Genomic DNA, 25,193 nt, shown 5'->3' with positions numbered 1-25,193 from the left:
GTGACGGGGATCAGGGGTGTTCCACCATGTTCATGGCGGCCTGCTTGATCTGGGCGGCCATGGAGTTGAGGGCGTTCGCCCTGGTGGGTGCCAGGTGGTCCTTCAGCCCTGTTTTGTCCAGCTTGGACATGTCCGCCTTCAGGATTTCCTCCGGCGGCAGCCCGGAGAGGAGCCGGACGAATACGGCAATGAGTCCCTTGGTGATGAGGGAGTCACTGTCCGCGGAGAGTTTCAGCACGCCTTTGTCCGGCTGCGTATGCAGCCACACGCGGGACTGGCAGCCCTTGATGAGGGAGTCGTCCGTTTTCTGGGATTCATCCATCTTCGGCAGCTTCTTGCCCAGGCTGATGATGTATTCATACCGTTCCGTCCAGTCCTGGAACAGGTCCAGTTCATCCAGCAGGTCTTGCAGGCGTTCTTCGTAGTTCATGGCTTGGGATGAGGGAAAGGCAGGTTATGCCCGGTTTGCTTCCGCCAGCGTGGCGAGAACGGCCTTCTGGGCGTGGACGCGGTTTTCCGCCTCCCGGAAGATAACGGGCGCGAAGTGCTCCAGCACGTCTTCCGTGATTTCCTTGCCGCGGTAGGCGGGCAGGCAGTGGAAGGCGGAGTGGTTGGGCGCGGCATGCGCCAGAAGCTCCTTGTTCACCTGGTAGGGGTAGAAGTGCTTTTCCTTGGACAGGCCTTCCGCTTCCTGGCCCATGGAGAGCCACACGTCCGTGTTGATGACGGAAGCCCCCCTGACGGCTTCCACGGGGTCCGTGGTGAAGATGACGTTGTCGCAGTCCAGATGCCTGCGGAAGTCTTCCAGAGGCAGGTAGTTGGTCGGCGCGCCGATGGCGAGCGTGAAGCCCAGCCGCTTGGCCGCCCACATCCAGGAGCGGGACATGTTGTTGTCCCCGTCCCCCACGAAGGCGATCTTCATATCCTTCCAGGAACCGGGGCCGTAGATTTCCTCAATGGTGAGCAGGTCCGCCAGAATCTGGCAGGGGTGTTCCTCATCCGTCAGGGCGTTGATGGTGGGAATGCCGGAGAAGCTGGCGAATTCCTCCACTTCCTGCTGGCCGTAGGTCCGGATGGCAGCACCGTGGATCATGCGGCCCAGCACGCGGGCCGTGTCCTTGATGGGTTCTCCGCGCCCCAGCTGGATGTCATGGACGGAAAGGAACATGGGGCGTCCGCCCAGTTCGCTGATGCCCACTTCAAAGGAGACGCGGGTGCGGGTGGAGGATTTGGAGAAAATGAGCGCCCAGGTCTGGCCTTTCAGGGGCAGATGTTCGTGATGGCCGCGTTCCGCCTTGAGCCTGTGGCCCAGCGCGAGCAGGTCCTTGATTTCGTCTCCGGTAAGCTGTTCTATGGAAAGAAGGTTCTTCATGGCGTTGTAAAGAGAATAGAGAAAGGGAATAAAAACAGGAAAGCCGCACCATACTCCCTGTTTCCTTAAAAGAAAAGGGAATAATGCGGCTTTCCGGGGAGGGGTGGAGATGCCTTTACAGCCTGGCCGCCGCCTGGTCCGGCCACGGCACGGGGGAGCCTTCCCGGGCTCCGGCGGGGTTGTCCTTCTTGTACGTGGGCATCTGGGCCTTGCGGTCCTTGAGCAGGGCGGTCATGGTCTTGGCCATGGCTTTCACGCGTTCCGGGTGCTGTTTCGCCAGGTTGTGCTCCTCGCTGATGTCTTCCTTGATGTTGAAGAGTTCAAACTTCTGGTCGGGATGCCAGTAGATCAGCTTCCAGTCCCCCTGGCGCATGGCCGTGCTGGGGGAGTAAAGGGAGTTGTTCCCGTTTCCTTCCCCCCACACGTTGGGCGTATGGAAGAGCAGGGGGCGGTTGGGGTTCATTTTGCCGCCTTTCAGCAGGGTGACGAAGCTTTTGCCGTCAATGGCCTGGGGGGCCTGTATCTTTTTGGCTCCCGCCATTTCCAGAATGGTGGGGAAGAAGTCTTCAATGATGACGGGAGTGGTGCAGACGGTTTCCGGCTTGGTGACGCCGGGCCAGTAAACGATCATCGGTTCCCGGATGCCGCCTTCCCGGTTGGAGCCCTTGCCGAAGCTCAGCGGGTAGTTGGATTCCTTGTTCCCCATGCGTCCGCTGATGGCCAGGCCGCCGTTGTCCGCCATGAAGATGATGACGGTGTTTTTATCCAGATTGTTCTTTTTCAGATATTCCCGGATGTCCCCCAGGCTCTTGTCCATCCCCTGGATCAGGGCGGAGTACCTCTTCTCGTTGTCGGACCATTTGTGGCCGTCATTCGGGTTGGAGTATTCTTCCGCAAAGCGCTTGTCATACCCGCGCGCGTCAAAGGGGGCATGGATGGCGTAATGGGACATGTACAGGTAGAAGGGCTTGTCCGCTTCCTTGGGGTCCTTCCGGATGGCGTCCAGCCGTTTCAGCGCTTCCTGCGTCAGGGCTTCTGTCAGGAACACGTCGTTTTCATAATAATTGTTCTCGTCCAGGCCGCGGACGTGGAAATTCCCCGTGCCGTATTTCTGGGAGCCCCGGTAGTCCGCCGGACCGCCTATTTCCGTGCCGGCGATGTTGTAGTCAAAGCCAAAGAGTTTGGGATTGGCCCCCGGAGTGTTTTTGGAGCCGAAGTGGGCCTTTCCGCAGTGGACGGTGGTGTATCCCTGTTTTTTGAGTAGTGCGGGCAGGCCCAGCACCGGGGTGAAGGGCTTCTCCATCTTGTACTGGATTTTCTCTTCCGTCAGGGGAAGGCTGGTGGTGCCGGAGGCCTTGGTGCCCACCGGCTGGACGCCATTGATGCTCCAGTCCGCAGGGGCCTTCAGCGCCTTGTGGCCGGCGTCCGTGGTCTGGTCCCGGAGGAGCGTCCAGTTGGTGACGCGGTGGCGGGCGGAGTTCATGCCGGAGATGAGGCTGCACCGGCTGGGGGAGCAGATAGGCTGCGCGTAGGCGTTAGTGAATACCATGCCTTGCTTGCCCAGGGCCTCCATGTTGGGCGTGCGGTAGCGCTTGTTCAGGAAAGTGGGCTTCGGAGTGCCGTCCGCTTCCCGCCAGAAGGGCAGGGAGGTATCCTGCCAGCCCATGTCGTCCACCAGGAAGAGGATGATGTTGGGGCGCTTCTGGGCTGCCGCGCGGGATGCAGGTGAAGGAGCTGCGGAAGCGAAGAAGGCGCTTCCCGAGAGGAACATGGCAAGAAAGACGGCTGTTTTGGGAATATGCATAACAGAAGGGTTAACGTTAATATAACGCACCAAATGCCGGATTCTGTCAAGGATTCGTATTCCGGCGGCAGTTTGCCGGGATGGAATCTTACGTTTTTCCTGTAGAGCCCCCCGGAGGTGCGGCCCTTATTCAAACAGGGCCGGATAGGATTTCCTGGCGAGGGCCGTGCTCAGGTCCACGATGGTTCTGCTGTTGGGGGCGTTCAGGGCCTGCCGGGCCATTTCCCGGCATTTCCCATAGTCCAGATTGCGGATGGCGTACCGGATGATGGGGACCAGGTGGACGCCCACGGAGATGGAAGTGGCGCCCAGCCCTATCAGCAGGGGGAGCAGGGTGATGTCCCCTGCCATTTCCCCGCAGATGGCCGTGGGGACGCAGGCTTTTTCCCCGGCGGTGATCGTCATGCCGATGATGCGCACCACGGCGGGGTGCGTGGGTCGGAACATGTTGGCTACGCGGTTGTTCACCCTGTCCACGGCAATGGTGTACTGCGTCAGGTCATTGGTGCCCACGGAGAAGAAGTCTACTTCCCTGGCGAGCACGTCCGTCATGATGGCCGCGCTGGGCACTTCAATCATGATGCCCACTTTCAGGTCCCGCGCATAGGGGATGTTTTGCTCTTCCAGTTCCTCCCGGCATTCCTGAAGGAGATGCTTGGCCGTGATCACCTCGGTATAACCGGAGATCATCGGGAACATGATGCCGCAGCCGGGCGTGTCCGCGCAGGCGCGGAGGATGGCGCGGAGCTGCTGCTTGAAGAGTTCCGGGCGGCTGAGGGAGACGCGGATGCCGCGCCAGCCCAGGAAAGGATTCGGTTCCGGCGTGCGGAGCCGCTCGCACGGCAGTTTGTCCCCTCCGGCGTCCAGCGTGCGGAAGATCACGCCGTGAGGAGCGCAGCCTTCCGCCAGTTTTTTGTAATAGCGCGTCTGTTCCTCTTCATCCGGCATGCCCGCGGGGTTTCCCAGCAGGAAGAATTCCGTGCGGAACAGGCCCACGCCTTCCGCCCCCACTTCCTTGATGCCGGAGTATTCATGCGGGAATTCCACATTGACGGAAAGGCGGATGTTGCGGCCGTCCCTGGTGATGGTGGGGAGGTCCCGCAGGGCTTCCAGCGCCTTGTAGGCCTTTTCCTTTTCCACCTGGAGGCGGTTGTAGTATTCCACCGTCTCCTGCGTGGGCTTCAGGATGAGCACGCCCTTGTACCCGTCCAGGATGGCGGGGGCGTGGCTTTCCACCTTCAGAAGGGCCTGGTCCAGCCCCACCACGGCGGGAATGCCCATGGAGCGGGCGAGAATGGCGGTGTGGGAGACGGAGGAGCCTATTTCCGTGGCGAACCCGTGGATCAGGCTGGCGTCCATCGCCGCCGTGTCGGACGGGGTCAGATCGTAGGCCACCAGCACCTGGGCCTCTTCCTCCTCTTCCTCGTCTTCCAGGGGTTCCGTGCTGCGGAGGTTGTTGATGACCCGCTGCATGACGTCCTCCATGTCCGCGGTCTTGGCGCGCAGATAGGGATCGTCCACGCGGCGCAGCACTTCCATGTAGTTCTGCATGACCACATAAAAGATGTGCTCCACGTTCTGGTGGCGCCGGAGCAGCTCCGTCTGAACCTGCTGGAGAATGACCTTGTCCTGAAGCAGAAGGATATGGGCGTCAAAGATGGAGGCGTCCTTTTCCCCCGAGATTTGAATCATGCGCTCGCGCAGGGCCCGGATCTGCTCCGCAGTGGCCTGCAGCGCCTGGTGGAAGCGCACCAGCTCGGCGTCCACCTCCTCCGGGGAAATTTCATAAGCCACGGGTTCCTTGGAACCGCTGATCTGAATTTTGATTTTTCCCAGGGCGATGCCGGGGGAAACGGGAATGCCCTGAAGCCAGGTTTCTTCCGTGGAAATGGGTTCCTGAATCATCTGCGGGCTAATGGCCCGGTCTCATATGGCTGTGAGCCGGAGTTGTTCAATCTTCTTCAAACTTGCGGGAAATCAGGTCTTCCAGCGCGTTCAACGCTTCCTGTTCATCTTTCCCTTCCGCCGTGATGGTGACCTTGGAGCCGTGGCCCACGGCCAGCATCATCAGTCCCAGAATACTCTTTCCATCAACTTCTTCGCCATCCTTCTCCACGACAATGTCTGCATCAAATTTACTGGCCAGTTTGACGAATTGAGCAGCCGGACGTGCGTGAATGCCGAGTTTATTGATGATAGTGAGTTCCTTGGTAACCATGGAATTTGAAGTAAGGGGTGATAACGGTTGCTACAACCGTAAGTACACTAATTGAAGCTTTTTTCCAAGAGTTTTTTGTCAGTCCTGGTTTTCAGGAGGCTGGAAGTTTGACATGAGGCGCCGGTTGAACTCCCCGGCCATGTCAATGCCCATGTCCTTGAGATGGTAGTCCATGGCGGCCACTTCCACCAGGCGGGCAATGTCCCTGCCGGGGGCCACGGAGAGCTGCACGTGGAGCACTTTTTCCCCCAGGACGTCCAGGCCCTCCCGCTCCAGCCCCAGCCTGTCCAGGGCCTCCTGGTCCTTGGCGGGAATGAGGGTGACGATGAGGTCCAGCCGCTTGTTGTGGCGGATGGATTTGAGGCCGAAGAGGGTGGTGATGTTGACGATGCCCAGGCCGCGCACCTCCATGAAGCCGCGGCTCATTTCCGGGGCGCTGGCCACCAGCTCTCCGCCCACGTTGCGCACGTACACCATGTCGTCCGCCACCAGGGCCGCGCCGCGTTCAATCAGGCCCAGGGCCGTTTCACTTTTTCCCACCCCGCTTTTCCCGCGGATGAGGACTCCCACGCCGCGGACGTCCACCATGCAGCCGTGCAGGGTAAGGCTTTCCGCGAATTCGTTTTCCAGAATGATGGTGGCGGAGTTGACGAACTTCATGGTGACCAGGCTGGTGCGGAAGACGCAGACCCCGGCCTCGTCCGCCAGCTCCACGATTTCCTGGGGCGGGTCCTGGTCACGGGAGAAGACGATGCCCGGCACCTCGCACCGGAACATGCGCTGGATGCGGGATTTGCGCATGCCTTCCGGCAGTTTCTGGAGGTAGGCCAGCTCCGCGGAGCCGAAGACCTGGATGCGCTTGTTGGCAAAGTAGGAGTAGAAGCCGGCAATCGCCAGGCCGGGGCGGTTGAGGGCCGGCTCGCAAATATGGCGGCTGAGTCCGGCCGGGCTGTTGATCAGCTCCAGTTGGAGGGCTTCCTTGTATTTGCCGTAAAATTTGGACAGGGTGACGAAATCCACTTTCTTCACTTTGGATTTGCTGAACATAATCCTATATAAAGAAACAAATCCCGCTTGAGAGCAATCAAATATTGTTCCCGAATCCGTACCGGAGCCTCATTTTTTTGAAAAAAGGCCTGTTCCGGCACGGAATGCCACACTTTACCGATTGATTTGAGGCCGCAGGCATGGTCTGATGGTGCCATGAACAGACTGGATCAATTGGCCACCTTGTTGAGATTTCCCAGCATTTCCGCCCAGAAGGAACACGCCCAGGACGTGAGCGACTGCGCGGACTGGCTGGTGGACAAGCTGTCCGGCATGGGACTGGAAGCCGCGGCCCACAAGACGCACCTCCACCCCATTGTAACGGCGCGCAGCCCGCGGGAGGAAGGCAAGCCGACCGTGCTGATTTACGGCCACTATGACGTGCAGCCCGTGGATCCGGTTGAGCTGTGGGAATCCGACCCTTTTGAACCGGAGGTGCGGGACGGGAAGATTTACGCCCGCGGCGCCACGGATAACAAGGGCCAGTTGTTCGCCCATATCCTGGGCGTGGAGGAACTGCTCCGCCAGAACGGCGGCCACCTTCCCGTGAACGTGATCTTCCTGCTGGAAGGGGAGGAGGAGGTGGGCAGCGGCAGCCTTTCCCAATTCATCAAGGACCACAGGGAAGAACTGGCCTGTGACGTGATTGTGGTTTCCGATACCGGCATGGCCGCTCCGGACGCCCCCACGTTTTCCTATGGCCTGCGCGGCCTGGCCGGGGCGGAAATTATCGTGAAGGGCCCTTCCGCGGACCTTCATTCCGGCGTCTTCGGCGGCGCGGTGGCCAACCCCATCACGGCCCTTGCGGAGATCATCGCCTCCTTCCATGATGAGGACGGCCGCGTGGCCGTGAGAGGTTTTTACGACGGCGTGGAACCCATCGCCACCTGGGAACGCAGCATGTGGGCCACGGTGCCCGGCATGAGCAATGAGGAACTGGCGGCGCTGACGGGCGTGGAAACCGTGGTGACGGAGTCCGGATTCACCGGAGCGGAGTGCATCTTCGCCCGTCCCACGCTGGAACTGAACGGCATTGGCGGCGGCTACCAGGGAGAGGGCAGCAAAACCATCATTCCCAGCCATGCCTTCGCCAAGATTTCCTGCCGCCTGGTACCGGGCCAGCATCCGGACAAAATTGAAACCCTGCTGGAAGAGCATGTGAAGAGCCATGCCCCCAAGGGCGTCACGGTGGAATTCAAGCGCGGCCACGGCGGGAACGCCTACGTGTGCGACCCGAATTCCGAGTACGGCCTGGCCGCCCAGCAGGCGCTGGAAGAGGCCTTCGGCAGCAAGCCCGTGCTGGTGAGGGAAGGCGGAAGCATCCCGATTATTGAGGAAATGAAGCGCGTGCTGGGGGCGGACGCCCTGATGCTGGGCATGTGCCTGCCGGATGCGCGCATCCACTCGCCCAATGAAAACTTCCCGGTGGACCTCTTCTCCAAGGGAATCGACATGAGCCAGATTCTTCTGCGCCGCCTGGGGCAGATCAAGCATTGACCGAGTTCTTATGGACCAGCCCGCCGCCGCAGAAATAGTCAACCTGCACAAGACCTTCAAGACGGGTCTTGGCAAGCCCGTGGTGCGTGCCGTGCGGGGGATAGACATGAGCATCCGGCAGGGCGAGGTGTACGGCCTCATTGGCCCGAACGGCTCCGGCAAGTCCACCCTGATGAAGGCGCTGCTGGGGCTGGTGAGGCCTACGGAGGGGTTCTGCACCATCTTCGGCAAATCCAGCCTGTCCCCGGACAGCAAGGAGGAGGTGGGCTTTCTGCCGGAAAACCCCTACTTTTACAAGTTCCTGACCGGGGCGGAAACCGTCTCCTTTTACGGGAAGCTCTGCGGCCTCAGCGGAAAATCCCTGAAGGAGAAAGTCCGGGAACTGCTGGACCTGGTGGGGCTGGCGGATGCGGCTGACAGGAGGCTGGGCGGGTATTCCAAGGGAATGCTCCAGCGCATCGGCATGGCGCAGGCCCTGGTCCAGTCCCCCCGGCTGCTGGTGCTGGATGAACCCACCGCAGGCGTGGACCCCCTGGGTTCCCGGGACATCCGGAACATCATAGAAAACCTGAAGGGCCGCGGCATGACCGTTTTCCTGTGCTCCCACCTGCTGGAACAGGTTCAGGAGGTGTGCGACCGGGTGGGCGTCATCTTCAAGGGGCTGCTTATTGCGGAAGGTTCCATGAACGAGCTGACGCGCGATTCCGACAAGCAGGAAATTCTGCTGGAACACGCCTCTCCGGAACTGCTGGAACGGCTGAAGAAGACCGTGGAGGAGGACGGTGCCGCATGGCTGGAATCCGGACACCCGCGCAATTCCCTGGAAAGCGTATTTTTAAAGAGCCTGCTGGAATGGAAGGAAAAACACCCCAACCCGGAACCGTAGGCGGCCACGCGGCTGCCAAGCGGGAAGTGCGCCGCATGATACGCGCCAGAATAGGCGCGCTGGACGCCTCTTCCCTGGAAGCCATGTCCCGTTCCATCTGCCGGAGGATAGCGTCCCTGGCGCGGGAGAGGGATTTTTACCGCATCGCCATTTTTGCCGCCAGGCCGGGGGAGGTGGACCTGCTGCCCCTGCTGGACATGCTGCCGGACCGGGAATGGTATTTCCCGCTGGTGCATGAGGGCAGGATGCTGAGTTTTCACCGCGTGTGCCACCACGGAGAGTTTGTGACGGGGTGCTGGGACATCCGCGAGCCGGGCCCGGCGTGTCCGGAACTGCATCCCGGGGAAATGGATTTAATCGTGCTGCCGGGAGCCGCCTTCACGCGGAACGGCAAGCGGCTGGGGTACGGCGGAGGATTTTATGATACCCTGCTGGCCGGTCCGGCCGCGGGAGTGCCGCTGGCGGGAGTTTGCTTCCCGTGCCAGCTTCTGGACGACCTGCCCATGGAAGCCCATGACAGGCATGTGGACATGGTGATCACGCCGGATGCGGAATGATTGCCGGCCCTCGCCTTCCCGCAGGAGGAAAAGGGTTAAATGCGGAACCGGTGCTTCTGGACCGTCAGCTTGTAGAACAAATCGTAGCGGGCGTTCAGCAGGGGCTGGAGATGTTCCACGCCGCCGGCCACCTGCCCGCGGATGTCCGCGTACAGCTTGCGGTAGTCGGAAAGGCCGCTGATCATGGCTTCATACAGGGGCGTGCGCAGCCCGCATTCCACGGCAACGTGCATTTCCGCCGCTGCGGCCACGATCTGGCGTGACAGGCGGAACTGCATCCAGGCCAGCCCCACGTTTCCGCCCACCCAGACAGCCAGGGCTGCGGCCAGGCAGGCGAACCCCGCCGCGTGCTCGCCGAAGCAGCCCAGCAGGGCCCCCAGAATCACCATGATGAGCATCAGTTTGAGTTCCGTTCTCATCACATCCTCCTGGTCCAGAAACAGCTTGCTGAGGCAAGGCTTGATGCCGAAATCCTTCAGGGGCATGTAAATGGAGCGGCCCAGGCGCTCCTTGTACACCTCCAGGTCCGCCTGGAGCCTGGCAGCGGGGAAATCGCCTATGTCGCAGTCCCACTGCTCCTTCACGCGGGGGCGCACATGATTCCAGTGCGTCTGGCAGATGTTGAGGAATTCCTTGTTGTAATACGCGTGCCGTTCCTCAATGCCGCCCTTGACCAGCTCATAAAACCATTCGTCAATAACGGGAGGGAGCTTATGCAGGATCATCGTGCGCCGGATGGACAGGAAGCGGCCCATCTGCCGGGCCGACTTTTTCCCCAGCCGCGGCACGCAGTCCTGCACGTACTGGGCGTATGCCTTGAGCCTGGCAGGCATTTCATCCTCCATCTGGAGCTGGATGCGGTCAATCTCCCGGTCAATGGCGGTCAGGAAGCCGGAATCCATCTTGGAAAGGCGGTGCAATTCATTGAGCACCTTCCCCTGTTCTTCCAGAAGGCTGTCCGTGGCCAGCAGGAGGCGCTCCACGCGCTTGTCCGTCAGCGGGCTGCGTTTCAGGACCTCCTGCACGCAGGTTCTCAGCGCTTCCACGCCTTCCCCCGCCCGGTCTCCGGCGGTGGTGACGGGGTACAGGGGAAGCTGCACGCCCAGGCGCTCGCGGGATGTGGCGCGCAGCTCCTCTTTCAGGGACTGGAGCTGGTCAAAGGAGAGCAGTTCCGCATGCGTGATGACGAGGACCATGCGGGAACGGAGCCGTTCCTCCAGCGTCCGGAGATAGTCCCACAGGACGTCCTGGCTGCCCACCCTGGCGGAAATGACCACGAGGATGGCGTCTGATTTGGGGACGATGTGCTTCAGCTTACGCGGGGCGTCCTCCTGCTCCAGGCCGATGGTGTCCCAGAACTCAAGGTTCAGCAGGGCATCCGACGGGTAAAAAAGGTCCAGCACCCATTCATGGGTGTGCGGGGCCGGGTGGGGCCTGTACTGCCAGCGCACCAGCGTGGCCTCACTGGAAACGCGGGAGCAGAAGCGTTCCCCGGCCAGGGCATCCAGCGTGGAGGATTTGCCGGAACCCGTCATGCCGATGACGGTGACGTTCTGCGGAGAGCAGCATTCCGCCAGGGCTTCCTCCACGGCTTCCTGGGAATCAAAATGGCGGTCCGGGCCAATGCGGGCGGAAAATGCCGCGGCGGCATCCGCTACATCCCGCACCGCATGCGGAATCACATTTTTTCCTCCTGTCAGCATGGGTTGATGAGATCAGTAAACCGTCCGGGCCCTCCCGTTCTTCCGGAACAAACCTACACGCCACCTTTCCTTCTGTCCAACTAAATCACGGGGCCGGAGCATAGGACCGCCCGCCGAAGATGGCGGTGCCCACGCGGACGAGGGTGGCGCCCTCTTCCACGGCCGTTTCAAAGTCATGGCTCATGCCCATGGAAAGCTCCGTCAGCGGGGCTCCCCCCTTGCTGGAAAGCGTCTCCCTAAGATCCCTCAGGCGGCGGAAATAAGGGCGCGCGTCCTCCGGATTTTCCACCGGGGGAGGGATGCACATGAGGCCTGCGATTTCAAGATGGTCCAGGGCGGCCAGCTCCGGCCATTCCCGTTCCAGGGTCTCCGGGGAAAAGCCGAATTTGCTGTTTTCATCCCCCACGTTCACCTCCAACAGGATGCGTGGGCGCTTGCCCGTTTCCTGCGCCACGGTGTCCATGAACTGCGCCAGGCGCAGGGAATCCACGGCGTGGATCAGCGTGAAATGCTCCATGGCCTTGCGCACCTTGTTGCGCTGCAGGGGGCCAATGAGATGCCATTCCGTATCCGGGGGAAGGGCGGGGATTTTTCCCAGGGCCTCCTGGACCCTGTTTTCCCCAAAAACGCGCTGGCCCGCATCATGGCAGGCCCTGACGTCCCCGGCGGGAAATGTCTTGCTGACGGCGACCAGGCGTGCGGACCCTTCCGGACGCCCGGCGCGGCGTTCCGCGGCGCGGATGCAGGAGAGAATGTGTTCCAGATTCTGTTGGATGCTCATGATGGATGGTTCAATTCAGGGAGGGCTGTGCGGGGGCGTGGCTCATGATGTGGTGCAGCGGGGAAAGGCGCCGCATGGCCATGGCCCAGACCTTGGAAGAATCCGGCTCCAGGCAGATGTCCGGCACCATGGGGGATACGTACCAGGCCCGGTCATTCAGTTCCCGGCGCAGCTGGGACGGCGTCCATCCGCTGTGACCCACGTACGCGCGCAGGGTCACATGGGGGTCCCCGGCGTATTCCAGAGCCTGTTCTTCCTGAAGATGGAACTGGACGCGCAGTTTATCCTCCGTACGGGCAAAGGCGGCGAAAATGAGCTGGTTGCGTTCCACGGGCCCCCCCTTGAAAATGGGAACGGTGTAAAGGGATTCCGGAATGTCCGTATGGCGCGCCACTTCCCCCACGTTCATGCCGGCGGGATGGTTCAGGATGTGGCCGATGACGAATTCCTCCTCCACCCGGCTCAGAAAGATTACGGAGTGGTAAAAACCGCCGCCTTCCAGGTAGGGGGCGGAGACCAGGAGGTGGCCCGCCAGGTTTTCATTGCTGATATCTTCATGTTCCATCATCGCCATAAGTGTACGTTAACAAATGTGACGGATGCAGGCAACCATGCGTTCAAACAGCCATGTCAGGAGGCGCCGGAACGGGAAAGCCGGAAGAACGGCAGGAAAGGAAGGTTCAACCGAGGGTGTAACGGGCCCCCCCGGCGGAACGGGCCGCGGCTTTGGGACTCTTCGCCGTTTTGCGGACCGTTGTCCGCCGGGCGGAGGCAGCCTTTTTCCCGGCGGAGGCCGGGTGTTTGCGGGAGAGCGCTACGGCAGGCGGACGGGACGCGCGGCGGCGGTGGGAAATGACGGAAGCCGTGTTGATTTCTTCTACGGGAGCCGGGGCCATGACCAGCAGGGAGGAATCCTGCGTTTTTTCAGACTGGGCCAGGGCTTTCAGGGAGGCATCAATGGAGCAGCGTTCAATCACGACGGGGTCCCCGGTCCGGAGCAGGTTGAAGGCCTCGTACACATCATTGCTCTTCATCCGTACGCAGCCGTAGGAGGCGGGCGTGCCGATAGTGCGTTCCTCCGCCGTGCCATGGATGTAAATCAGGCGGGAGTGGGCGTTCCGGTTCCGGGTTTCCATACCCGCCAGCCACATGATGCGGGTGACGATGGGGTCGCGCCCCGGAGAATTGGGGGCCACGCATTCCCCGGTGGGCTTGCGGCTTTTAAACACCATGCCCTTGGGTTGCCCGGTGCCGATCTTGGACGCGATGCGGTGGGCGCCCAGCGGGGTGCGGCAGCTTCCCTTCTTATCCCCCAGACCGAATTTGGAGGTGCTGATGGGGTAGGTTTTTACAACGCGGCCGTTACGCATGACGGCCATTTTCTGGTCCCTGACGCTAACGACCGCGCCATCTTTGACGATGGCGGTGGGCTGGTAATCCGGCCGGGAGCAGGATACCAGGGCGCCGAACACCGCTAAGGCGGCGCCGGCGAGTTGAATCAGGCGTGCTGCTTGCGAGAGAGGCGCAGGCATGGGGAAGGTGTCAGTTTTTGGCTTTGGCAGTTTGTCTGGCGGGCAGCAGGTTGGAGATCATGCGGCCCAGGGAACAGAATCCCGTGTAGTAGAAGCCCAGGAAGGGAATCATCAGGATGGGGGAAAGGTAATGGCCCTGGCTGATCATGATGATGATCAGGTTCAGGAAGAAGGTGCCGCAGGCGATTTCCAGCACGGGAATGACGACGGACTTGATGGCTTTATAGCCGTTGCGCTTGAGCTGGGAGACGTGCTGCCTGTCTTCCTTCCGGTCCACGCCGTACTTGGGCGTGCGGACAAAGGCGGACTGATGGCCGAAAATGGCTTCCAGAACGGCCTTGGCGTTGTTCACGGCCATGCCCACGCTCAGCGTCAGAAGGAGCGGCAGGTACGGAAGTTCCTTCCACCAGGATTTGGGACGCACCACGATCTGGGCGCTCATGTAGAAGATGCAGACGGCCACGCTGGTCATGAAGAACAGGGCCACGTTCACGAACCACATGAACACCGTTTCATTTTCCGGGATGCGCTGCGTGCAGATGGGGTATACCAGGAAGCAGAGCAGGGCGAGAAGGAGGTAGGAGTAATTGCAGGTGAGGTGCGTGGTGGCTTCCACCTTGGCCTTGAGGGGGGCCTTGGAGCGCCAGATGTCCAGCAGGATTTTCTGGCAGACCTGGATGGAACCCTTGGTCCAGCGGTGCTGCTGGGACTTGAAGCCGTCCATGTCCACGGGAAGTTCCGCCGGGGTAACGACGTCGTTCAGGTAGATGAAACGCCATCCCTTGAGCTGGACACGGTAGGAAAGGTCCATGTCCTCCGTCAGGGTGTCATGGGACCAGCCGCCTGCGTCTCCGATGACGCATTTGCGCCACATGCCGGCGGTGCCGTTGAAGGTGAAGAAACGGCCGGAGCGGTTGCGCGCCGTCTGTTCCATGGCGAAATGGCCGTCCAGGTACATGCCCTGGACGCGGGTGAGGAGGTTGTATTCCCGGTTGATGTGGCCCCAGCGGGTCTGGACGAGGCCCACGCCTTCATCCGTAAAGAAGTGGATGGTCTTCTGCAGGAGGTCCGGTTCCGGAACGAAGTCGGCGTCCAGAATCAGCAGGAACTCCCCTTTGGCCACCTTGGTGGCCGCTTCCAGCGCGCCGGCCTTGAAGCCCGTGCGGTCCGTGCGGTGGATGCATACGGCGTCAAAGCCGCGGGCCTTCAGTTCCTCCACCTTGCGGTAGCACTGCTCCGTGGTGTCATCCGTGGAATCGTCCAGAATCTGGATTTCCAGCTTGTCCTGCGGATAATCCAGGGCCGCTACCGATTCCAGAAGGCGGTCCACGACGAATTTTTCATTGAACATGGGAAGCTGGACCGTAACGACGGGCAGTTCCTGGAAATGGGACTTGGGCTGGGGCTTGTTGTTGCGGTTCTTCCAGTACAGGTAAACGATGCTTAGGCGGTGGAAGCCGTATCCGGCCAGACCGACAAGGACCAGAAGATAGCACAAGAGCCAGATAAAATTGTAATTTAAGGACATGCTGGGGCGTACAAGGGTGTTTGGTATCTTTCTGCGTCAGGGGCTGGGGATTTCCTTGACGTGACGCCCGTATAAGACACCATAGGGCGAGAGTCAAGACATATTCCGTTTTGCTTAACCTTTTTGAGTGTTGTTATGAAGAGATTGTATCTGATGGCCGTAGCCGTATCCGTCACGGGAGGAATGGCATTTGCCGTTCCGGAGCAGGAAGCCCCGGAGAAGGCGTATGCCGTGCTGGACGTTCAGACGCCGCCGTCCGGCAAGGAGTGCCAGCCGGCCATTCCGGAACGCCTGCTGGATGATTCCCACATGAACGAGGAACTGGGCATCAATGAATTTACCGCGCCCTCCATCCGCAAGATTTTTGAAGACCTGGAAGGACTTCCGGAGATTCCGGAAAATGTGGCGCTGCGCGCCCGCCCGGAACGGCCGCCCATGGACCGCTGCTCCCTGGCTCTTCAGTTGGGCGGCATGATGGCGGACGGCTTCGTGATTGTGCAGTGCGGCAAGATGAACGAAGTAAAGCCCATTGCGCTGGACCTGTCCAGTTACGCGAAGGCGATCGGCGCCGGGGAGCGGGTGAACCGCCACGCCGCCAGCCTGCTGAAAAACGCGGAGGACGGGGATTTGAGCAGTTTCAAGAATAACCTGGCCCTCATCCAGTCCGACGTGGAACAGGAGCTTGCCTCCCTGCGGGATTCCGATATGGCGAACCTGATCGGCCTGGGCGGGTGGATTCGCGCGCTGGACGCCGCCACCGCCGCGCTGGACAACAAGTTTGCGGAGGATAAGGCGAAGGTCATTTTCCAGCCGGACGTACCGGAATATTTCCATTACATTCTGGACGGAGTGGAACCGGAAATGAAGGAGCGCCGGGACATTGCGAAAATCATGGACCTGCTCACGACCTTGCAGGAACAGATGACGCTGGCCCCGGATGCCAAACCTACCCGGGCGGGCGTGGAAGCCATCCGCAAGACAACGCTGGAGCTGATGAAGGCGGCTCTGGCTCCCGTGGAATCATAATATCCGTATTCCGATGGTTCTTCCCCTCCTGACCAGTCTGGAAGTGCGTCTTACGCCGCGCAGCCTGTATGCGCGGGATGAAAAGCTGGAGCGGATGGTAAGGGAGGACGGGCGCATTCCCGTGCCTTATAACGTGAGCATCCGCAACACGGGGGACGGCGCCGTGCGCATCATCGGCAAGAAGTGGACTGTCCGTTCCCATGAAGACGGCACGCAGGTGATTGAAGGGGACGAATTGTTCGGTTCCCGTCCGTTGCTGTGCCAGGGACAGATTTTTGCGTTTAACGGCCTCCAGATGCTGCGCCTGCCGGCGCGCATCCAGTTGACCCTCCTTGTACGGGACGAGGCCGGGATTCTCTACCATACGGACCCCGTCAGCCTTAAATGGTGAAATAAAAAAGCCCCGCAACTGATTGCGGGGCTTTTTTATAGTGTTTAATGATTAGAGATAAGAGAGTAGGGAAAGAGTGAATGGAACAATGTCCGGAAGTTGAAATAACTATTCTCTACTCGATACTCTCCAATCACTGACTCCGGCCTAGCCTTCTTCGTCATCCCCGTGGTTGAGGATGAAGTTGAGGTCGTCAATGCCCAGGCTGGAGGTGAAGCCTTCGTCACCTAGCACGTTGGCGACGAGCTGGTTTTTCTGGTGCTGGAGGATGCGGATTTTTTCTTCCACGGAATCCTTCGTCAGCAGGCGGTAGGCGATCACCTTGTTCTTCTGGCCGATGCGGTGCGTACGGTCAATGGCCTGGCTTTCCACGGCCGGGTTCCACCACGGGTCATAAAGGACCACGTAGGAGGCGGAGGTAAGGTTGAGGCCGGCGCCCCCCGCTTTCAGGGAGAGCAGGAAGACGGACGGGTCCTTGGTGGTCTGGAATTTTTCAATTTCCCCGCGGCGGTCCTTCGTCTGCCCGGTGAGGTAGTTAAGCGGCCTGTTTTCCGCCTCCAGGCGGTTCTTGATGATTTCCAGCATGGAGACGAACTGGGAGAAGACGAGCACCTTGTGCCCTTCTTCCCGAAGCTGGTCCAGCAGGTAGAACAGGGCGGTCATCTTGGCGCTGTCTTCCTTGGCGTATTTGGGGTCCACCAGGCCGGGGTGGCAGCAGATCTGGCGCAGGCGCATGAGTCCTTGCAGAATGGCGAAGCTGTTCTTCTTGACGGATTCATCAGAGTCCAGGCCAAGGAGGGCCTGCTGGATGCGGCGGAGTTCCGCCTTGTACAGCTGGCTCTGGATGCCTTCCATCTTGGCGTACACTTCTTCTTCCGTCCTGGGGGGCAGGTCCTTGGCCACCTGGGATTTGGTACGGCGGAGCAGGAAGGGCTTCAGACGCGCGGCCAGGCGGTTCTGGCTCTGCGGGTCCTTGCGCTTGTCAAAGCGTTTCTTGAAGTAGGAGCGGGAACCGAGGACGCCGGGCATGGAGAAGGCCATGAGGGACCACATGTCCAGCAGGCGGTTTTCAATGGGCGTGCCGGAAAGGACGAGGCGGTTGTAGGAAACGATTTCACGCGCGGCTTTGGCGGCCTTGGAATCCGGATTCTTGATCTGCTGGCCTTCATCCAGGATGACCGTGAGCCACTTGATCTGGTTGAGGGTTTCACCGCAGACGCGGAGCTGGGCGTAGTTGACCACGACCATGTCGTAATTCTTCCGGATGTCGTCCAGATTGGCCTGGTCCTTGCTGCGGATGACGAGCACGCGCACGCCGGGAGCGAATTTCTCCGTTTCCCCGGCCCAGACGTCCAGCACGGACTTGGGGCAGACGATGAGCACCGGAGGAACGGCGACCTTCTTCTTGGATTTGTTTTTGCGAGCGAATTCCTCACGCAGCCAGAGGACGTACGTAATGGACTGGATGGTTTTGCCCAAACCCATGTCGTCCGCCAGGATGCCGCCGAAGCCGTTCGTAGCCAGATAAGCCAGGAAGTGGAAGCCATCCACCTGGTACGGGCGCAGGGTGGCCTGAAGCTGGGAGGGGACGTCCGGCTTGACGTCGATCTTGATTTCCGCCGTGCGGTCCTTGATGCGTTTCCAGGCCTTCGGGTCGAACACTTCCGCGGCCTTCGGGTCCGCCAGCTGCATGGCGTGCATGCGGTGGGTTTCCCCGGAGAGGTCGAAGGGGTCCAGGCCCAGGCGGGTGACGGCGTCGCGCTGGTCGTTGTCCAGCTTGATTTCCAGGCGCATCCAGCCTCCGTCGTCCATGCGGACGTAGCCGCCTCTGGCGGCCACCAGGGCGCGGATTTGTTCCTTGGAAAGCTGCACGCCTTCCACGTCAATGACGATGCGGAGATCAAACCAGTCAATTTCCTGGTTGACCACTTCAAACCGAACGGCGGCGGCCACCGGGTCCGCCAGCAATGTCTTGAGCTTCTCGTCCATGTTGACGGTCAGCTCTTCCGGGAGCTGCTTGGCCCATTCCGCAAATTTTTCAGGGAACTGCCGGGTAACGCGGGCCTTGAAGGCGCCTACCTGGGGGTCATAGGAGAAGCCCATTTCCTCCAGCAGGCCGGGAATGGGATAAAGATGTTCACGGATGAAGCGCAGCAGGGCCTTGTTCTTCATGGGCTCCTGGTGGGCCACGTCCCAGCCGTCCTTGCCGAGCTTTTCCGTGCGGTAGCCGGAAGCGTCCCTGGCGCTTACTTCACACAGGACGTGCTCCGTTTCCGCGGAGGTGAGGCCGCGGACAATCTTCATGTCAAAGGTGCCGCGAAGGTCAATGTCCACCACGCGGTCTTCCATGCTGGGGGGAAGGGAAGCGCCTATCTTGCGCAGGAATTCCACCCCTTCAAGGCTGTCGATGACCTGTTTGGGAATGGAATAACGGGGTTCCACTTCCGTGCTTTCCAGCCAGCGGGGAGGGCCGGGGAACACGGTTTCATCAGACTGGTAAAGTTCCTGCTGGCCCGGAAGCTGGCGGACGGAGTGGGAAACGTTGATGCCGGTGGACGTGGCGAGCTGGAGGGCGTAGCAATCCGGCTCAATGGGGTCGTCCTGGCAAATCCACTTGAGCGGTTCGTCCACCACCTTGAAGTAATTTTCATCCAGGTTCACCAGGTAGCCTTTCAGGGCGGGCTGGTGGAAAAGCTTGTTCATCAGGGCGCACGCGGCTTCCTGGTCCAGGTCCAGCGTCAGGGCGTCTTCCGCACGGGCATAGTCGGACAGGGCCACAAGGAGGATTTCCGTCTGGGCGTCCATGCGCACGGCGGCGCGTTCATGCAGGTTTTCCAGATGGTCCAGGTCCTGTTTTTCCCGGACGGGAATCCAGTCCTGCTTCAGGGAATGGCGGTATTCAAAGTGGCCCTCGTTAATGGTGGAGACGAGCCTCATGAACAGCTCTCCGCGGGGCGGTTGCGGGGGGCGTTCATTCACGGACTGGATGCGGTCATACCAGGTGCCCACTTCACGGGAACGCTCCCATTCATGAATCTTGCGCTGGATTTTTTCCAGGTCCGTGATGGACTCCATGAATTCCGGGTAGGGCAGGCGCCTCTTGTTAAAGGCGTACGCGATGTAGTTCCAGAACTCCAGGATGTTGGTGGGGGGCACGGGCCACAGCTCCAGCGGGTCATAGCTGACGATTTCCCACCGGGGATTCAGGCGCACCATGTCATGGTCATGGATTTCCTGCTCAATGGCGAAGCGGCGGTAGCGCTTTTCCAGCTTGCTGACGTAATCCGCCTCCTTGTCGTCCAGTTCACGGCCCAGCTTCTCTTCCAAAATATCCAGCAGGGGGACGTCGTTCAGTTCATTGGGTGATTCCGGCAGGTCCTGGCCGCGGTACATGCGTTCCAGCATGGCGGCGTACATGGCCGCCCCGGCCAGATCCTCGTCCTCCGTGGAGCATGCCCCGAACCACCTGTTGCCCTGGAGGCGCAGATTCACGCGGTGCACGCCGTGGGCGTCTTCCACACGGCCCTGAATATACAAATGATTGCCAAAGATCTGTGTAACCGCTCCATCCTTTTGGAGCTTCTCGCCGCGCAGACGGATTTCTTCCGGAAAGGCGTTGAGAAAGTTCAGGGTAGCCCTATCCGGGTTAAGTGCCATGCTCATAATATCAGACTGTCATATAAAAATTGGAAACAAGCGTTCCTTGAGAAAAGGACGCTACAGGTCTATGCACTTTACTATGGCACAAAGGGCGGATTAGAGCAACTATTCTCTGAAAATAATTCCAACGAATGTTTGAAATAATACTTAAATTTATGAATTTAATCATGTTATGTTTTTGTGCCGAAGGCTGTTTTTTGAAGAAAAAGAGCATATTTTATCATGCTGGAAAGAATGAATGTCAGGCTTGCGTAACATGTGTTCTTGACACGTCCGCTATAAAAGGGTCTTTTATGCCTGAAATTTTATGTCCTCCGCAACACTTCTACAGTTACTGGCGACTCAAGCCCGCTTGAGCGATGGCGAATTGGCCGAACGTCTTGACATGACTGAAGAAGCCGTGCGAGCCCAGCGGGAGCAATGGGAAAAGGAAGGCGTGATCCTGGGCTACCAGGCGGTGGTGAATGAAGAATACGAACACGACAGCCGTGTGGCGGCCTTCATTGAGGTGAAGATGACGCCGGAACGTGACGGCGGCTTTGACCGCCTGGCGATGCGTATCTCCCGTTTTGACGAAGTCTCCTCCTGCTATCTGGCGAGCGGCGGCTTTGACCTGCTGGTGCTGGTGGAGGGGAAAAGCATGCGGGACATCGCCCGGTTTGTGGCGGAAAAACTGTCCACGCTGGAAGGGGTTCTGTCTACTTCCACGCACTTCCATCTGAAAACCTACAAGAAAAACGGCTGCGTGTTTGAGGCCCCCGTGCAGGCCGAACGCCTGGTTGTCGCTCCGTAATCCCCTGCCGTCAGAAAGGAACCATTAATGAACTGGCAGAACAAAATAGCGGAGCAGGTAGACTCCATTCCCCGTTCCGGCATCCGGGAATTCTTTGACCTGGTCACAGGCCGGACGGACATCATCTCCCTGGGCGTGGGGGAACCGGACTTCGTCACGCCGTGGAACATCCGTGAGGCAGCCATTTACTCCCTGGAAAAAGGGCATACCTCCTACACCTCCAACTACGGGCTGGAATCCCTGCGCCGTTCCATCGCCAAATATGTGGAAGGCTTCTTCCATGTAAAATACGACCCCCTGCATGAAGTGCTGGTGACGGTGGGCGTAAGCGAAGCCATTGACCTGGCTCTGCGCGCCGTGCTGAACCCGGGGGACGAGGTTCTCTACCATGAACCCTGCTACGTTTCCTACGCTCCCAGCGTGAAAATGGCCTATGGCGTGGCTACCGCCGTGCCTACGAGCAAGCAGGACCTGTTTGCCCTGAATCCGGCCGTGCTGGAGACCGCCATCACGCCCCGGACCAAGGTGCTGATGCTCAACTTCCCCACCAATCCGACCGGAGCGGTGGCCCCTGTGGAAACGCTCAAGGAAATTGCCCGCATCTGCATCAAGCACGACCTGATTGTATTGACGGATGAAATTTACAGCGAGCTGCGTTACGACGGCAAGCCGCATGTCTCCATCGCCTCCCTGCCGGGAATGAAGGAACGCACGCTGCTACTGCACGGTTTTTCCAAGGCCTTTGCCATGACGGGCTTCCGCCTGGGCTATGCCTGCGGGCCGGAACCGCTCATCTCCGCCATGATGAAAATCCACCAGTACTCCATGCTCTGCGCGCCTATCACCTCCCAGGAGGCGGCCATTGAAGCACTGGAAAACGGAACCTCCGCCATGCTGAAAATGCGGGAAAGCTACCGCCAGCGCCGGGACTTCCTGGTGAAGCGGTTCAATGAAATCGGCATAGACTGCCATTTGCCCGGAGGCGCATTCTACGCCTTCCCGGACATCTCCAAATTCGGCCTTTCCAGCAAGGAATTCGCTACGCGCCTGCTGATGGAAGAGCAGGTGGCCGCCGTGCCCGGTACCGCTTTCGGTGCAAGCGGGGAAGGCTACCTGCGCTGCTGCTATGCGACTGCCTTTGACCAGATCAAGGAAGCCTGCAACCGCATGGAGCGTTTTGTGAAAACCCTCTCCTGACCTCTCCGCGTCCATGAGCTCCGTCCCGGAGGCCCTGAAAACAAGGGCGTACGTAGCGCCCTTTGCGGTGTTCATGGGCTTTACCCTGCTGTGGCAGTTTGGCGGCCCGTTTCTGGAATGGGACCACCCTGCCGCGGCCTGGTGGAGAAGGGCGCCGGAGCAATGGTTGTACCCCGTGCAGGCCATCGTCTGCTTTGCCCTGGTCATCTGGTGGAGAAAGGCCGTTGACTGGGACTGGAAATGGAAACCTGCCGTGTGGGGCGTCCTCTTCGGCGTGCTGGGCATCCTGTGCTGGCTGGCCCCTGCGATGGTGGCGGACCGTCTGCCGGGCGGGCCGGACGCGTGGTTCGGCCACCCCTCCTGGCCATGGTACCGGTACCTGCTGGGAATTGACGCGCGCCCGGAAGGATTTGATCCCGGCATTGTCTTTGCTCCGGACTCCTGGAGCTGGCTGGCGGCGCTGGCCCTGCGCTTCTTCCGGGCCGTGGTGGTAGTGGCTCTGGTGGAAGAACTCTTCTGGCGCGGGTACCTGATGCGCCTGATGGTGAACCTGGACCACCCGTGGAAAGTGCCCTTCGGCACGAACACCTGGAAAGCGTACTGGGTAACTACCCTGTGCTTCATGGCCGTGCACCAGCCGGTGGACTACTGCGGCGCCTTCATCTACGGCTCTCTGGCGTACCTCCTTGCCGTGTGGCAGAAAAACCTGTGCGCCGTCATCATCATGCACGCAGTGGCGAATGCGCTGCTGGGATGGGCCGCCCTGGAATGGGGCAAATACGGCCTGTGGTGAATCCGGCGTTTACAGGGAGGGGCTTCTTAAGTACATAAGACTGATGACTCCGGAAGAAGCAATAGAAATTTTATGGGACTACCACCATGTGAAGCAGGAGCTGCGCCCGGCGGACCTCATCTTCATCCTTGGCAGCAATGACGTGCGGGTGGCGGAATATGCGGCGGAACTTTATGCGAGGAAGCTGGCGCCCCTGCTCCTGTTTTCCGGCGGGGTCGGGCGGTTCACCGGGGAATGGGCTGTGACGGAGGCGGAACTTTTTGCGGCGGCAGCCGTGAAGGCGGGAGTGCCGGAAGACCGGATACTCATTGAAAATAAGTCCGCCAACACCGGGGAAAACGTCCGTTTTTCCCGGGAAATCCTGAAACAGGCCGGCATTCCGGAGCCTGTCAGCCTCATAGCCCTGCAAAAACCGTATATGGAACGGCGTACCCTGGCTACGCTCCAGGCCCAGTGGCCGGAACCCGGGGTAACGGTCAGCTCCCCTCCCGTAAGCTTCCGGGAATACTTGACTCCGGAACTGCCGCAGGAGCTGGTCGTCTCCGCCATGGTGGGGGACTTTCAACGGATACTGGAATACCCCCGGCAGGGATTCTCCACGGAACAGCCCGTAACTCCGGAGGCGATGGAAGCCTTCCGCACGCTGGTGGAAGCCGGATATGACTCCCAGTTGCTCAAGGGGGTGGCTCTCCCCTGGAATTCTTGAGAAGACACGCTTTTTGCTTTCACTGGCCGCTGATTGCGGTCATCAATACAACCCACATAGCCAACCCAACCTATATATCTTATCATGGCAGACAGAACCAATACAGATCCCGTCCGAATGGAGAAAATCGTGAGCCTCTGCAAAAGGCGGGGCTTCATCTTCCAGGCAGCTGAAATCTATGGCGGGCTGAATGGTTGCTGGGACTACGGTCCCATGGGTGTGGAACTCAAGCGCAACCTCAAGGAATACTGGTGGCGCAAAAACGTGCAGGAACGCGACGACATGGTGGGCATGGACGGCTCCATTCTGACGCATAACTCCGTGCTGGTGGCCTCCGGCCACGTGGGCGGCTTCTCCGACCCGATGTGCGACTGCCTGCTGACCAAGGAACGCCTGCGCGCGGACCAGATTCCGGCACAGAGCGGCATGGGCTTCTTCTACACCGGAGCCACCAGGAAAGACGGCTCCTGGAGCGTGGAAAAGGAATACTCCGTCCTGGTGGACTCTGAAAAACAGGCGGACAAGGCACGAAAAACGGCAGCCCAGTACTATGCCCAGCTGGCCGGCAAGGACGTCTCCCACAAGGAAATGGAGCTTCAAGGCGAACGCATGGAACCCATCACGGACTCCACCATGTACAACCCCGCCAACGGTTCCCTGGTGACGGAAGCCCGTGAATTCAACCTCATGTTCAAGACGACCATTGGGGCCACCTCTGATGAAAACGATCCCAATGCCACCGGCTGGCTGCGTCCGGAAACGGCCCAGTCCATCTTCTGCCAGTACAAGAACATTCTGGACAGCTCCCGTGTGAAGCTCCCCTTCGGGATTGCCCAGATCGGCAAATCCTTCCGCAACGAAATCAATCCGCGCAACTTCACCTTCCGTTCCCGCGAATTCGAACAAATGGAAATCGAATACTTCTGCCGTCCGGAAGACGGCCTGCGCCTGGTGGATGAATGGCTGGAACACCGCCTCAGCTTCTATGATGAAGTGGGCGTGCCGCGCGAACACATTCATCTGCTGGATGTGCCGGATGGTGAACGCGCCTTCTACTCCAAGAAAACCTACGACCTGGAATATGAATTCCCGTTCGGCATTCAGGAACTGGAAGGCATTGCCTACCGCACGGACTATGACTTGAGCTGCCACCAGAAAGGCTCCGGCCGTCCGCTGGAATACTTTGACGAAGAAACGCGGGAGAAATTCATTCCCCACGTGGTGGAACCCTCCGCCGGGTGTGACCGCACCATTCTGGCCATCATCTGTGAAGCCTTTGATGAAGAAGAACTGGTGGATGACAAGGGCAAGAAAGACATACGTACCGTGCTCCGCTTTGTCCCCCGGATGGCTCCCATCAAGGCCGCCATCTTCCCGCTGCTCAAGAAAAACGAGGAACAGGTGCGCATCGCCCGGGAAATTGAAAAAACGCTCCAGCCGTGGATGCCCGTCTTCTATGATGAAACGGGAGCCGTCGGCCGCCGCTACCGACGCCAGGATGAAGTGGGTACCCCCTTCTGCATCACGGTGGACTTTGAAACCCTCGGAGAAAACGATGCCTCCCTCAAGGACACGGTGACCATCCGCCACCGCGACTCCATGGAGCAGGAACGCGTTGCCATCAAGGACCTGCTTCACTGGCTCATTGCCCGCGTGCGTTAATGGCGCCTTTGACGGCCGCTGATGCCGCAAAACACTTCAG

The 25,193-nt window shown here is 59.8% G+C and carries 23 protein-coding genes; 10 read left to right on the top strand and 13 right to left on the bottom strand.

Annotation, left to right across the window (positions count from 1 at the left end; all coding sequences use genetic code 11):
- Positions 1-10: 10 nt before the first annotated feature.
- The 7 genes from HHJ06_RS04455 to HHJ06_RS04425 form a co-directional block, all read right to left on the bottom strand.
- A complete protein-coding gene (locus HHJ06_RS04455) occupies positions 11-430 on the bottom strand; it encodes a SufE family protein (RefSeq protein ID WP_215427969.1) in 420 nt (139 codons plus the stop codon).
- A gap of 24 nt (positions 431-454) precedes the next feature.
- Positions 455-1,372, bottom strand: a complete 918-nt coding sequence (gene argF / locus HHJ06_RS04450; RefSeq protein ID WP_215427967.1) for an ornithine carbamoyltransferase — start codon at positions 1,370-1,372, stop codon at positions 455-457.
- Between the two features lie 115 nt (positions 1,373-1,487).
- Positions 1,488-3,176, bottom strand: coding sequence for a sulfatase (locus HHJ06_RS04445; RefSeq protein WP_215427965.1), 1,689 nt, complete (start codon positions 3,174-3,176; stop codon positions 1,488-1,490).
- A 126-nt stretch (positions 3,177-3,302) separates the two neighbouring features.
- Entirely contained in the window at positions 3,303-5,081 is a 1,779-nt protein-coding gene (ptsP, locus tag HHJ06_RS04440) for a phosphoenolpyruvate--protein phosphotransferase (protein WP_215427963.1), read from the bottom strand.
- A gap of 46 nt (positions 5,082-5,127) precedes the next feature.
- The gene (locus HHJ06_RS04435) at positions 5,128-5,394 is read right to left on the bottom strand and encodes an HPr family phosphocarrier protein (RefSeq protein ID WP_102715619.1); all 267 of its coding nucleotides are present in this window, start codon (positions 5,392-5,394) and stop codon (positions 5,128-5,130) included.
- A gap of 78 nt (positions 5,395-5,472) precedes the next feature.
- Positions 5,473-6,441 carry an HPr(Ser) kinase/phosphatase gene (gene hprK / locus HHJ06_RS04430; protein WP_022398068.1) on the bottom strand — a complete coding sequence of 323 codons (969 nt, stop codon included), beginning with the start codon at positions 6,439-6,441 and terminating at the stop codon, positions 5,473-5,475.
- Complete coding sequence (locus HHJ06_RS04425; RefSeq protein WP_215427961.1) at positions 6,420-6,599, bottom strand: hypothetical protein; 180 nt, start codon at positions 6,597-6,599, stop codon at positions 6,420-6,422. The genes hprK and HHJ06_RS04425 overlap by 22 nt, the downstream gene beginning before the upstream one ends.
- Here HHJ06_RS04425 and HHJ06_RS04420 point away from each other — a divergent pair.
- From HHJ06_RS04420 to HHJ06_RS04410, 3 genes are read left to right on the top strand one after another with little or no spacing between them, the layout of a single operon-like run.
- Complete coding sequence (locus tag HHJ06_RS04420; protein WP_215427959.1) at positions 6,598-7,938, top strand: dipeptidase; 1,341 nt, start codon at positions 6,598-6,600, stop codon at positions 7,936-7,938. The two genes, HHJ06_RS04425 and HHJ06_RS04420, sit on opposite strands and share 2 nt — an antisense overlap.
- Positions 7,939-7,948: 10 nt before the next feature.
- Complete coding sequence (locus tag HHJ06_RS04415) at positions 7,949-8,824, top strand: ABC transporter ATP-binding protein (RefSeq protein WP_215427957.1); 876 nt, start codon at positions 7,949-7,951, stop codon at positions 8,822-8,824.
- The gene (locus HHJ06_RS04410) at positions 8,791-9,381 is read left to right on the top strand and encodes a 5-formyltetrahydrofolate cyclo-ligase (RefSeq protein ID WP_215427955.1); all 591 of its coding nucleotides are present in this window, start codon (positions 8,791-8,793) and stop codon (positions 9,379-9,381) included. The genes HHJ06_RS04415 and HHJ06_RS04410 overlap by 34 nt, the downstream gene beginning before the upstream one ends.
- Before the next feature lie 35 nt (positions 9,382-9,416).
- Here HHJ06_RS04410 and HHJ06_RS04405 read toward each other — a convergent pair whose 3' ends face one another.
- The 5 genes from HHJ06_RS04405 to HHJ06_RS04385 all read right to left on the bottom strand — a co-directional run bounded on the left by HHJ06_RS04405 (position 9,417) and on the right by HHJ06_RS04385 (position 14,925).
- The gene (locus HHJ06_RS04405; RefSeq protein ID WP_215427953.1) at positions 9,417-11,063 is read right to left on the bottom strand and encodes a GTPase family protein; all 1,647 of its coding nucleotides are present in this window, start codon (positions 11,061-11,063) and stop codon (positions 9,417-9,419) included.
- A 106-nt stretch (positions 11,064-11,169) separates the two neighbouring features.
- On the bottom strand, positions 11,170-11,865 hold the full coding sequence (locus HHJ06_RS04400; protein ID WP_215427951.1) for a YggS family pyridoxal phosphate-dependent enzyme: 696 nt from the start codon (positions 11,863-11,865) through the stop codon (positions 11,170-11,172).
- A 10-nt stretch (positions 11,866-11,875) separates the two neighbouring features.
- Positions 11,876-12,439, bottom strand: a complete 564-nt coding sequence (locus HHJ06_RS04395) for a YqgE/AlgH family protein (protein ID WP_215427949.1) — start codon at positions 12,437-12,439, stop codon at positions 11,876-11,878.
- Between the two features lie 106 nt (positions 12,440-12,545).
- Positions 12,546-13,397: a L,D-transpeptidase gene (locus HHJ06_RS04390; RefSeq protein ID WP_215427947.1), complete on the bottom strand. Its 852-nt coding sequence runs from the start codon at positions 13,395-13,397 to the stop codon at positions 12,546-12,548.
- A gap of 10 nt (positions 13,398-13,407) precedes the next feature.
- Positions 13,408-14,925: a cellulose synthase family protein gene (locus HHJ06_RS04385; RefSeq protein ID WP_215427945.1), complete on the bottom strand. Its 1,518-nt coding sequence runs from the start codon at positions 14,923-14,925 to the stop codon at positions 13,408-13,410.
- Positions 14,926-15,060: 135 nt separating this feature from the next.
- Between HHJ06_RS04385 and HHJ06_RS04380 the strand changes: the two genes are divergently transcribed.
- Complete coding sequence (locus HHJ06_RS04380; protein WP_215427943.1) at positions 15,061-15,951, top strand: hypothetical protein; 891 nt, start codon at positions 15,061-15,063, stop codon at positions 15,949-15,951.
- A 13-nt stretch (positions 15,952-15,964) separates the two neighbouring features.
- The gene (locus tag HHJ06_RS04375; protein WP_215427941.1) at positions 15,965-16,342 is read left to right on the top strand and encodes an ApaG domain; all 378 of its coding nucleotides are present in this window, start codon (positions 15,965-15,967) and stop codon (positions 16,340-16,342) included.
- Between the two features lie 147 nt (positions 16,343-16,489).
- Here HHJ06_RS04375 and HHJ06_RS04370 read toward each other — a convergent pair whose 3' ends face one another.
- Entirely contained in the window at positions 16,490-20,005 is a 3,516-nt protein-coding gene (locus HHJ06_RS04370; RefSeq protein WP_215427939.1) for a DEAD/DEAH box helicase, read from the bottom strand.
- A 304-nt stretch (positions 20,006-20,309) separates the two neighbouring features.
- On the opposite strand from HHJ06_RS04370, the gene HHJ06_RS04365 reads away from it, so the two are divergent.
- The 5 genes from HHJ06_RS04365 (at position 20,310) to HHJ06_RS04345 (ending at position 25,153) form a co-directional block, all read left to right on the top strand.
- Entirely contained in the window at positions 20,310-20,795 is a 486-nt protein-coding gene (locus tag HHJ06_RS04365) for an Lrp/AsnC family transcriptional regulator (RefSeq protein WP_102715641.1), read from the top strand.
- 27 nt (positions 20,796-20,822) lie between these two features.
- Complete coding sequence (locus tag HHJ06_RS04360; protein WP_215427936.1) at positions 20,823-21,992, top strand: aminotransferase class I/II-fold pyridoxal phosphate-dependent enzyme; 1,170 nt, start codon at positions 20,823-20,825, stop codon at positions 21,990-21,992.
- Positions 21,993-22,005: 13 nt separating this feature from the next.
- Complete coding sequence (locus HHJ06_RS04355; RefSeq protein WP_215427935.1) at positions 22,006-22,785, top strand: CPBP family glutamic-type intramembrane protease; 780 nt, start codon at positions 22,006-22,008, stop codon at positions 22,783-22,785.
- Between the two features lie 43 nt (positions 22,786-22,828).
- Positions 22,829-23,491, top strand: coding sequence for a YdcF family protein (locus HHJ06_RS04350; protein ID WP_215427933.1), 663 nt, complete (start codon positions 22,829-22,831; stop codon positions 23,489-23,491).
- Between the two features lie 84 nt (positions 23,492-23,575).
- Complete coding sequence (locus HHJ06_RS04345) at positions 23,576-25,153, top strand: glycine--tRNA ligase (protein WP_215427931.1); 1,578 nt, start codon at positions 23,576-23,578, stop codon at positions 25,151-25,153.
- Positions 25,154-25,193 lie beyond the last annotated feature (40 nt).

The sequence above is a fragment of the Akkermansia muciniphila genome (genome assembly GCF_018709685.1).
Classification (GTDB): Bacteria; Verrucomicrobiota; Verrucomicrobiia; order Verrucomicrobiales; family Akkermansiaceae; genus Akkermansia; species Akkermansia muciniphila_E.
Note: the sequence above shows the minus strand (reverse complement) of the source record. Positions and strands in the feature narration are given on the sequence as shown.

What these genes read in the sequence shown, in the direction of transcription:
- HHJ06_RS04380 (WP_215427943.1), top strand. Translation starts at nt 15,061, where the DNA reads ATGAAGAGATTGTATCTGATGGCCGTAGCCGTATCCGTCACGGGAGGA.
- HHJ06_RS04385 (WP_215427945.1), bottom strand. Translation starts at nt 14,925, where the DNA reads ATGTCCTTAAATTACAATTTTATCTGGCTCTTGTGCTATCTTCTGGTC.
- HHJ06_RS04400 (WP_215427951.1), bottom strand. Translation starts at nt 11,865, where the DNA reads ATGAGCATCCAACAGAATCTGGAACACATTCTCTCCTGCATCCGCGCC.
- HHJ06_RS04375 (WP_215427941.1), top strand. Translation starts at nt 15,965, where the DNA reads ATGGTTCTTCCCCTCCTGACCAGTCTGGAAGTGCGTCTTACGCCGCGC.
- HHJ06_RS04410 (WP_215427955.1), top strand. Translation starts at nt 8,791, where the DNA reads ATGGAAGGAAAAACACCCCAACCCGGAACCGTAGGCGGCCACGCGGCT.
- ptsP (WP_215427963.1), bottom strand. Translation starts at nt 5,081, where the DNA reads ATGATTCAGGAACCCATTTCCACGGAAGAAACCTGGCTTCAGGGCATT.
- HHJ06_RS04395 (WP_215427949.1), bottom strand. Translation starts at nt 12,439, where the DNA reads ATGGCGATGATGGAACATGAAGATATCAGCAATGAAAACCTGGCGGGC.
- HHJ06_RS04435 (WP_102715619.1), bottom strand. Translation starts at nt 5,394, where the DNA reads ATGGTTACCAAGGAACTCACTATCATCAATAAACTCGGCATTCACGCA.
- argF (WP_215427967.1), bottom strand. Translation starts at nt 1,372, where the DNA reads ATGAAGAACCTTCTTTCCATAGAACAGCTTACCGGAGACGAAATCAAG.
- HHJ06_RS04425 (WP_215427961.1), bottom strand. Translation starts at nt 6,599, where the DNA reads ATGGCACCATCAGACCATGCCTGCGGCCTCAAATCAATCGGTAAAGTG.
- HHJ06_RS04390 (WP_215427947.1), bottom strand. Translation starts at nt 13,397, where the DNA reads ATGCCTGCGCCTCTCTCGCAAGCAGCACGCCTGATTCAACTCGCCGGC.
- HHJ06_RS04355 (WP_215427935.1), top strand. Translation starts at nt 22,006, where the DNA reads ATGAGCTCCGTCCCGGAGGCCCTGAAAACAAGGGCGTACGTAGCGCCC.
- HHJ06_RS04360 (WP_215427936.1), top strand. Translation starts at nt 20,823, where the DNA reads ATGAACTGGCAGAACAAAATAGCGGAGCAGGTAGACTCCATTCCCCGT.
- HHJ06_RS04345 (WP_215427931.1), top strand. Translation starts at nt 23,576, where the DNA reads ATGGCAGACAGAACCAATACAGATCCCGTCCGAATGGAGAAAATCGTG.
- HHJ06_RS04365 (WP_102715641.1), top strand. Translation starts at nt 20,310, where the DNA reads ATGTCCTCCGCAACACTTCTACAGTTACTGGCGACTCAAGCCCGCTTG.
- HHJ06_RS04420 (WP_215427959.1), top strand. Translation starts at nt 6,598, where the DNA reads ATGAACAGACTGGATCAATTGGCCACCTTGTTGAGATTTCCCAGCATT.
- hprK (WP_022398068.1), bottom strand. Translation starts at nt 6,441, where the DNA reads ATGTTCAGCAAATCCAAAGTGAAGAAAGTGGATTTCGTCACCCTGTCC.
- HHJ06_RS04455 (WP_215427969.1), bottom strand. Translation starts at nt 430, where the DNA reads ATGAACTACGAAGAACGCCTGCAAGACCTGCTGGATGAACTGGACCTG.
- HHJ06_RS04350 (WP_215427933.1), top strand. Translation starts at nt 22,829, where the DNA reads ATGACTCCGGAAGAAGCAATAGAAATTTTATGGGACTACCACCATGTG.
- HHJ06_RS04370 (WP_215427939.1), bottom strand. Translation starts at nt 20,005, where the DNA reads ATGAGCATGGCACTTAACCCGGATAGGGCTACCCTGAACTTTCTCAAC.
- HHJ06_RS04445 (WP_215427965.1), bottom strand. Translation starts at nt 3,176, where the DNA reads ATGCATATTCCCAAAACAGCCGTCTTTCTTGCCATGTTCCTCTCGGGA.
- HHJ06_RS04415 (WP_215427957.1), top strand. Translation starts at nt 7,949, where the DNA reads ATGGACCAGCCCGCCGCCGCAGAAATAGTCAACCTGCACAAGACCTTC.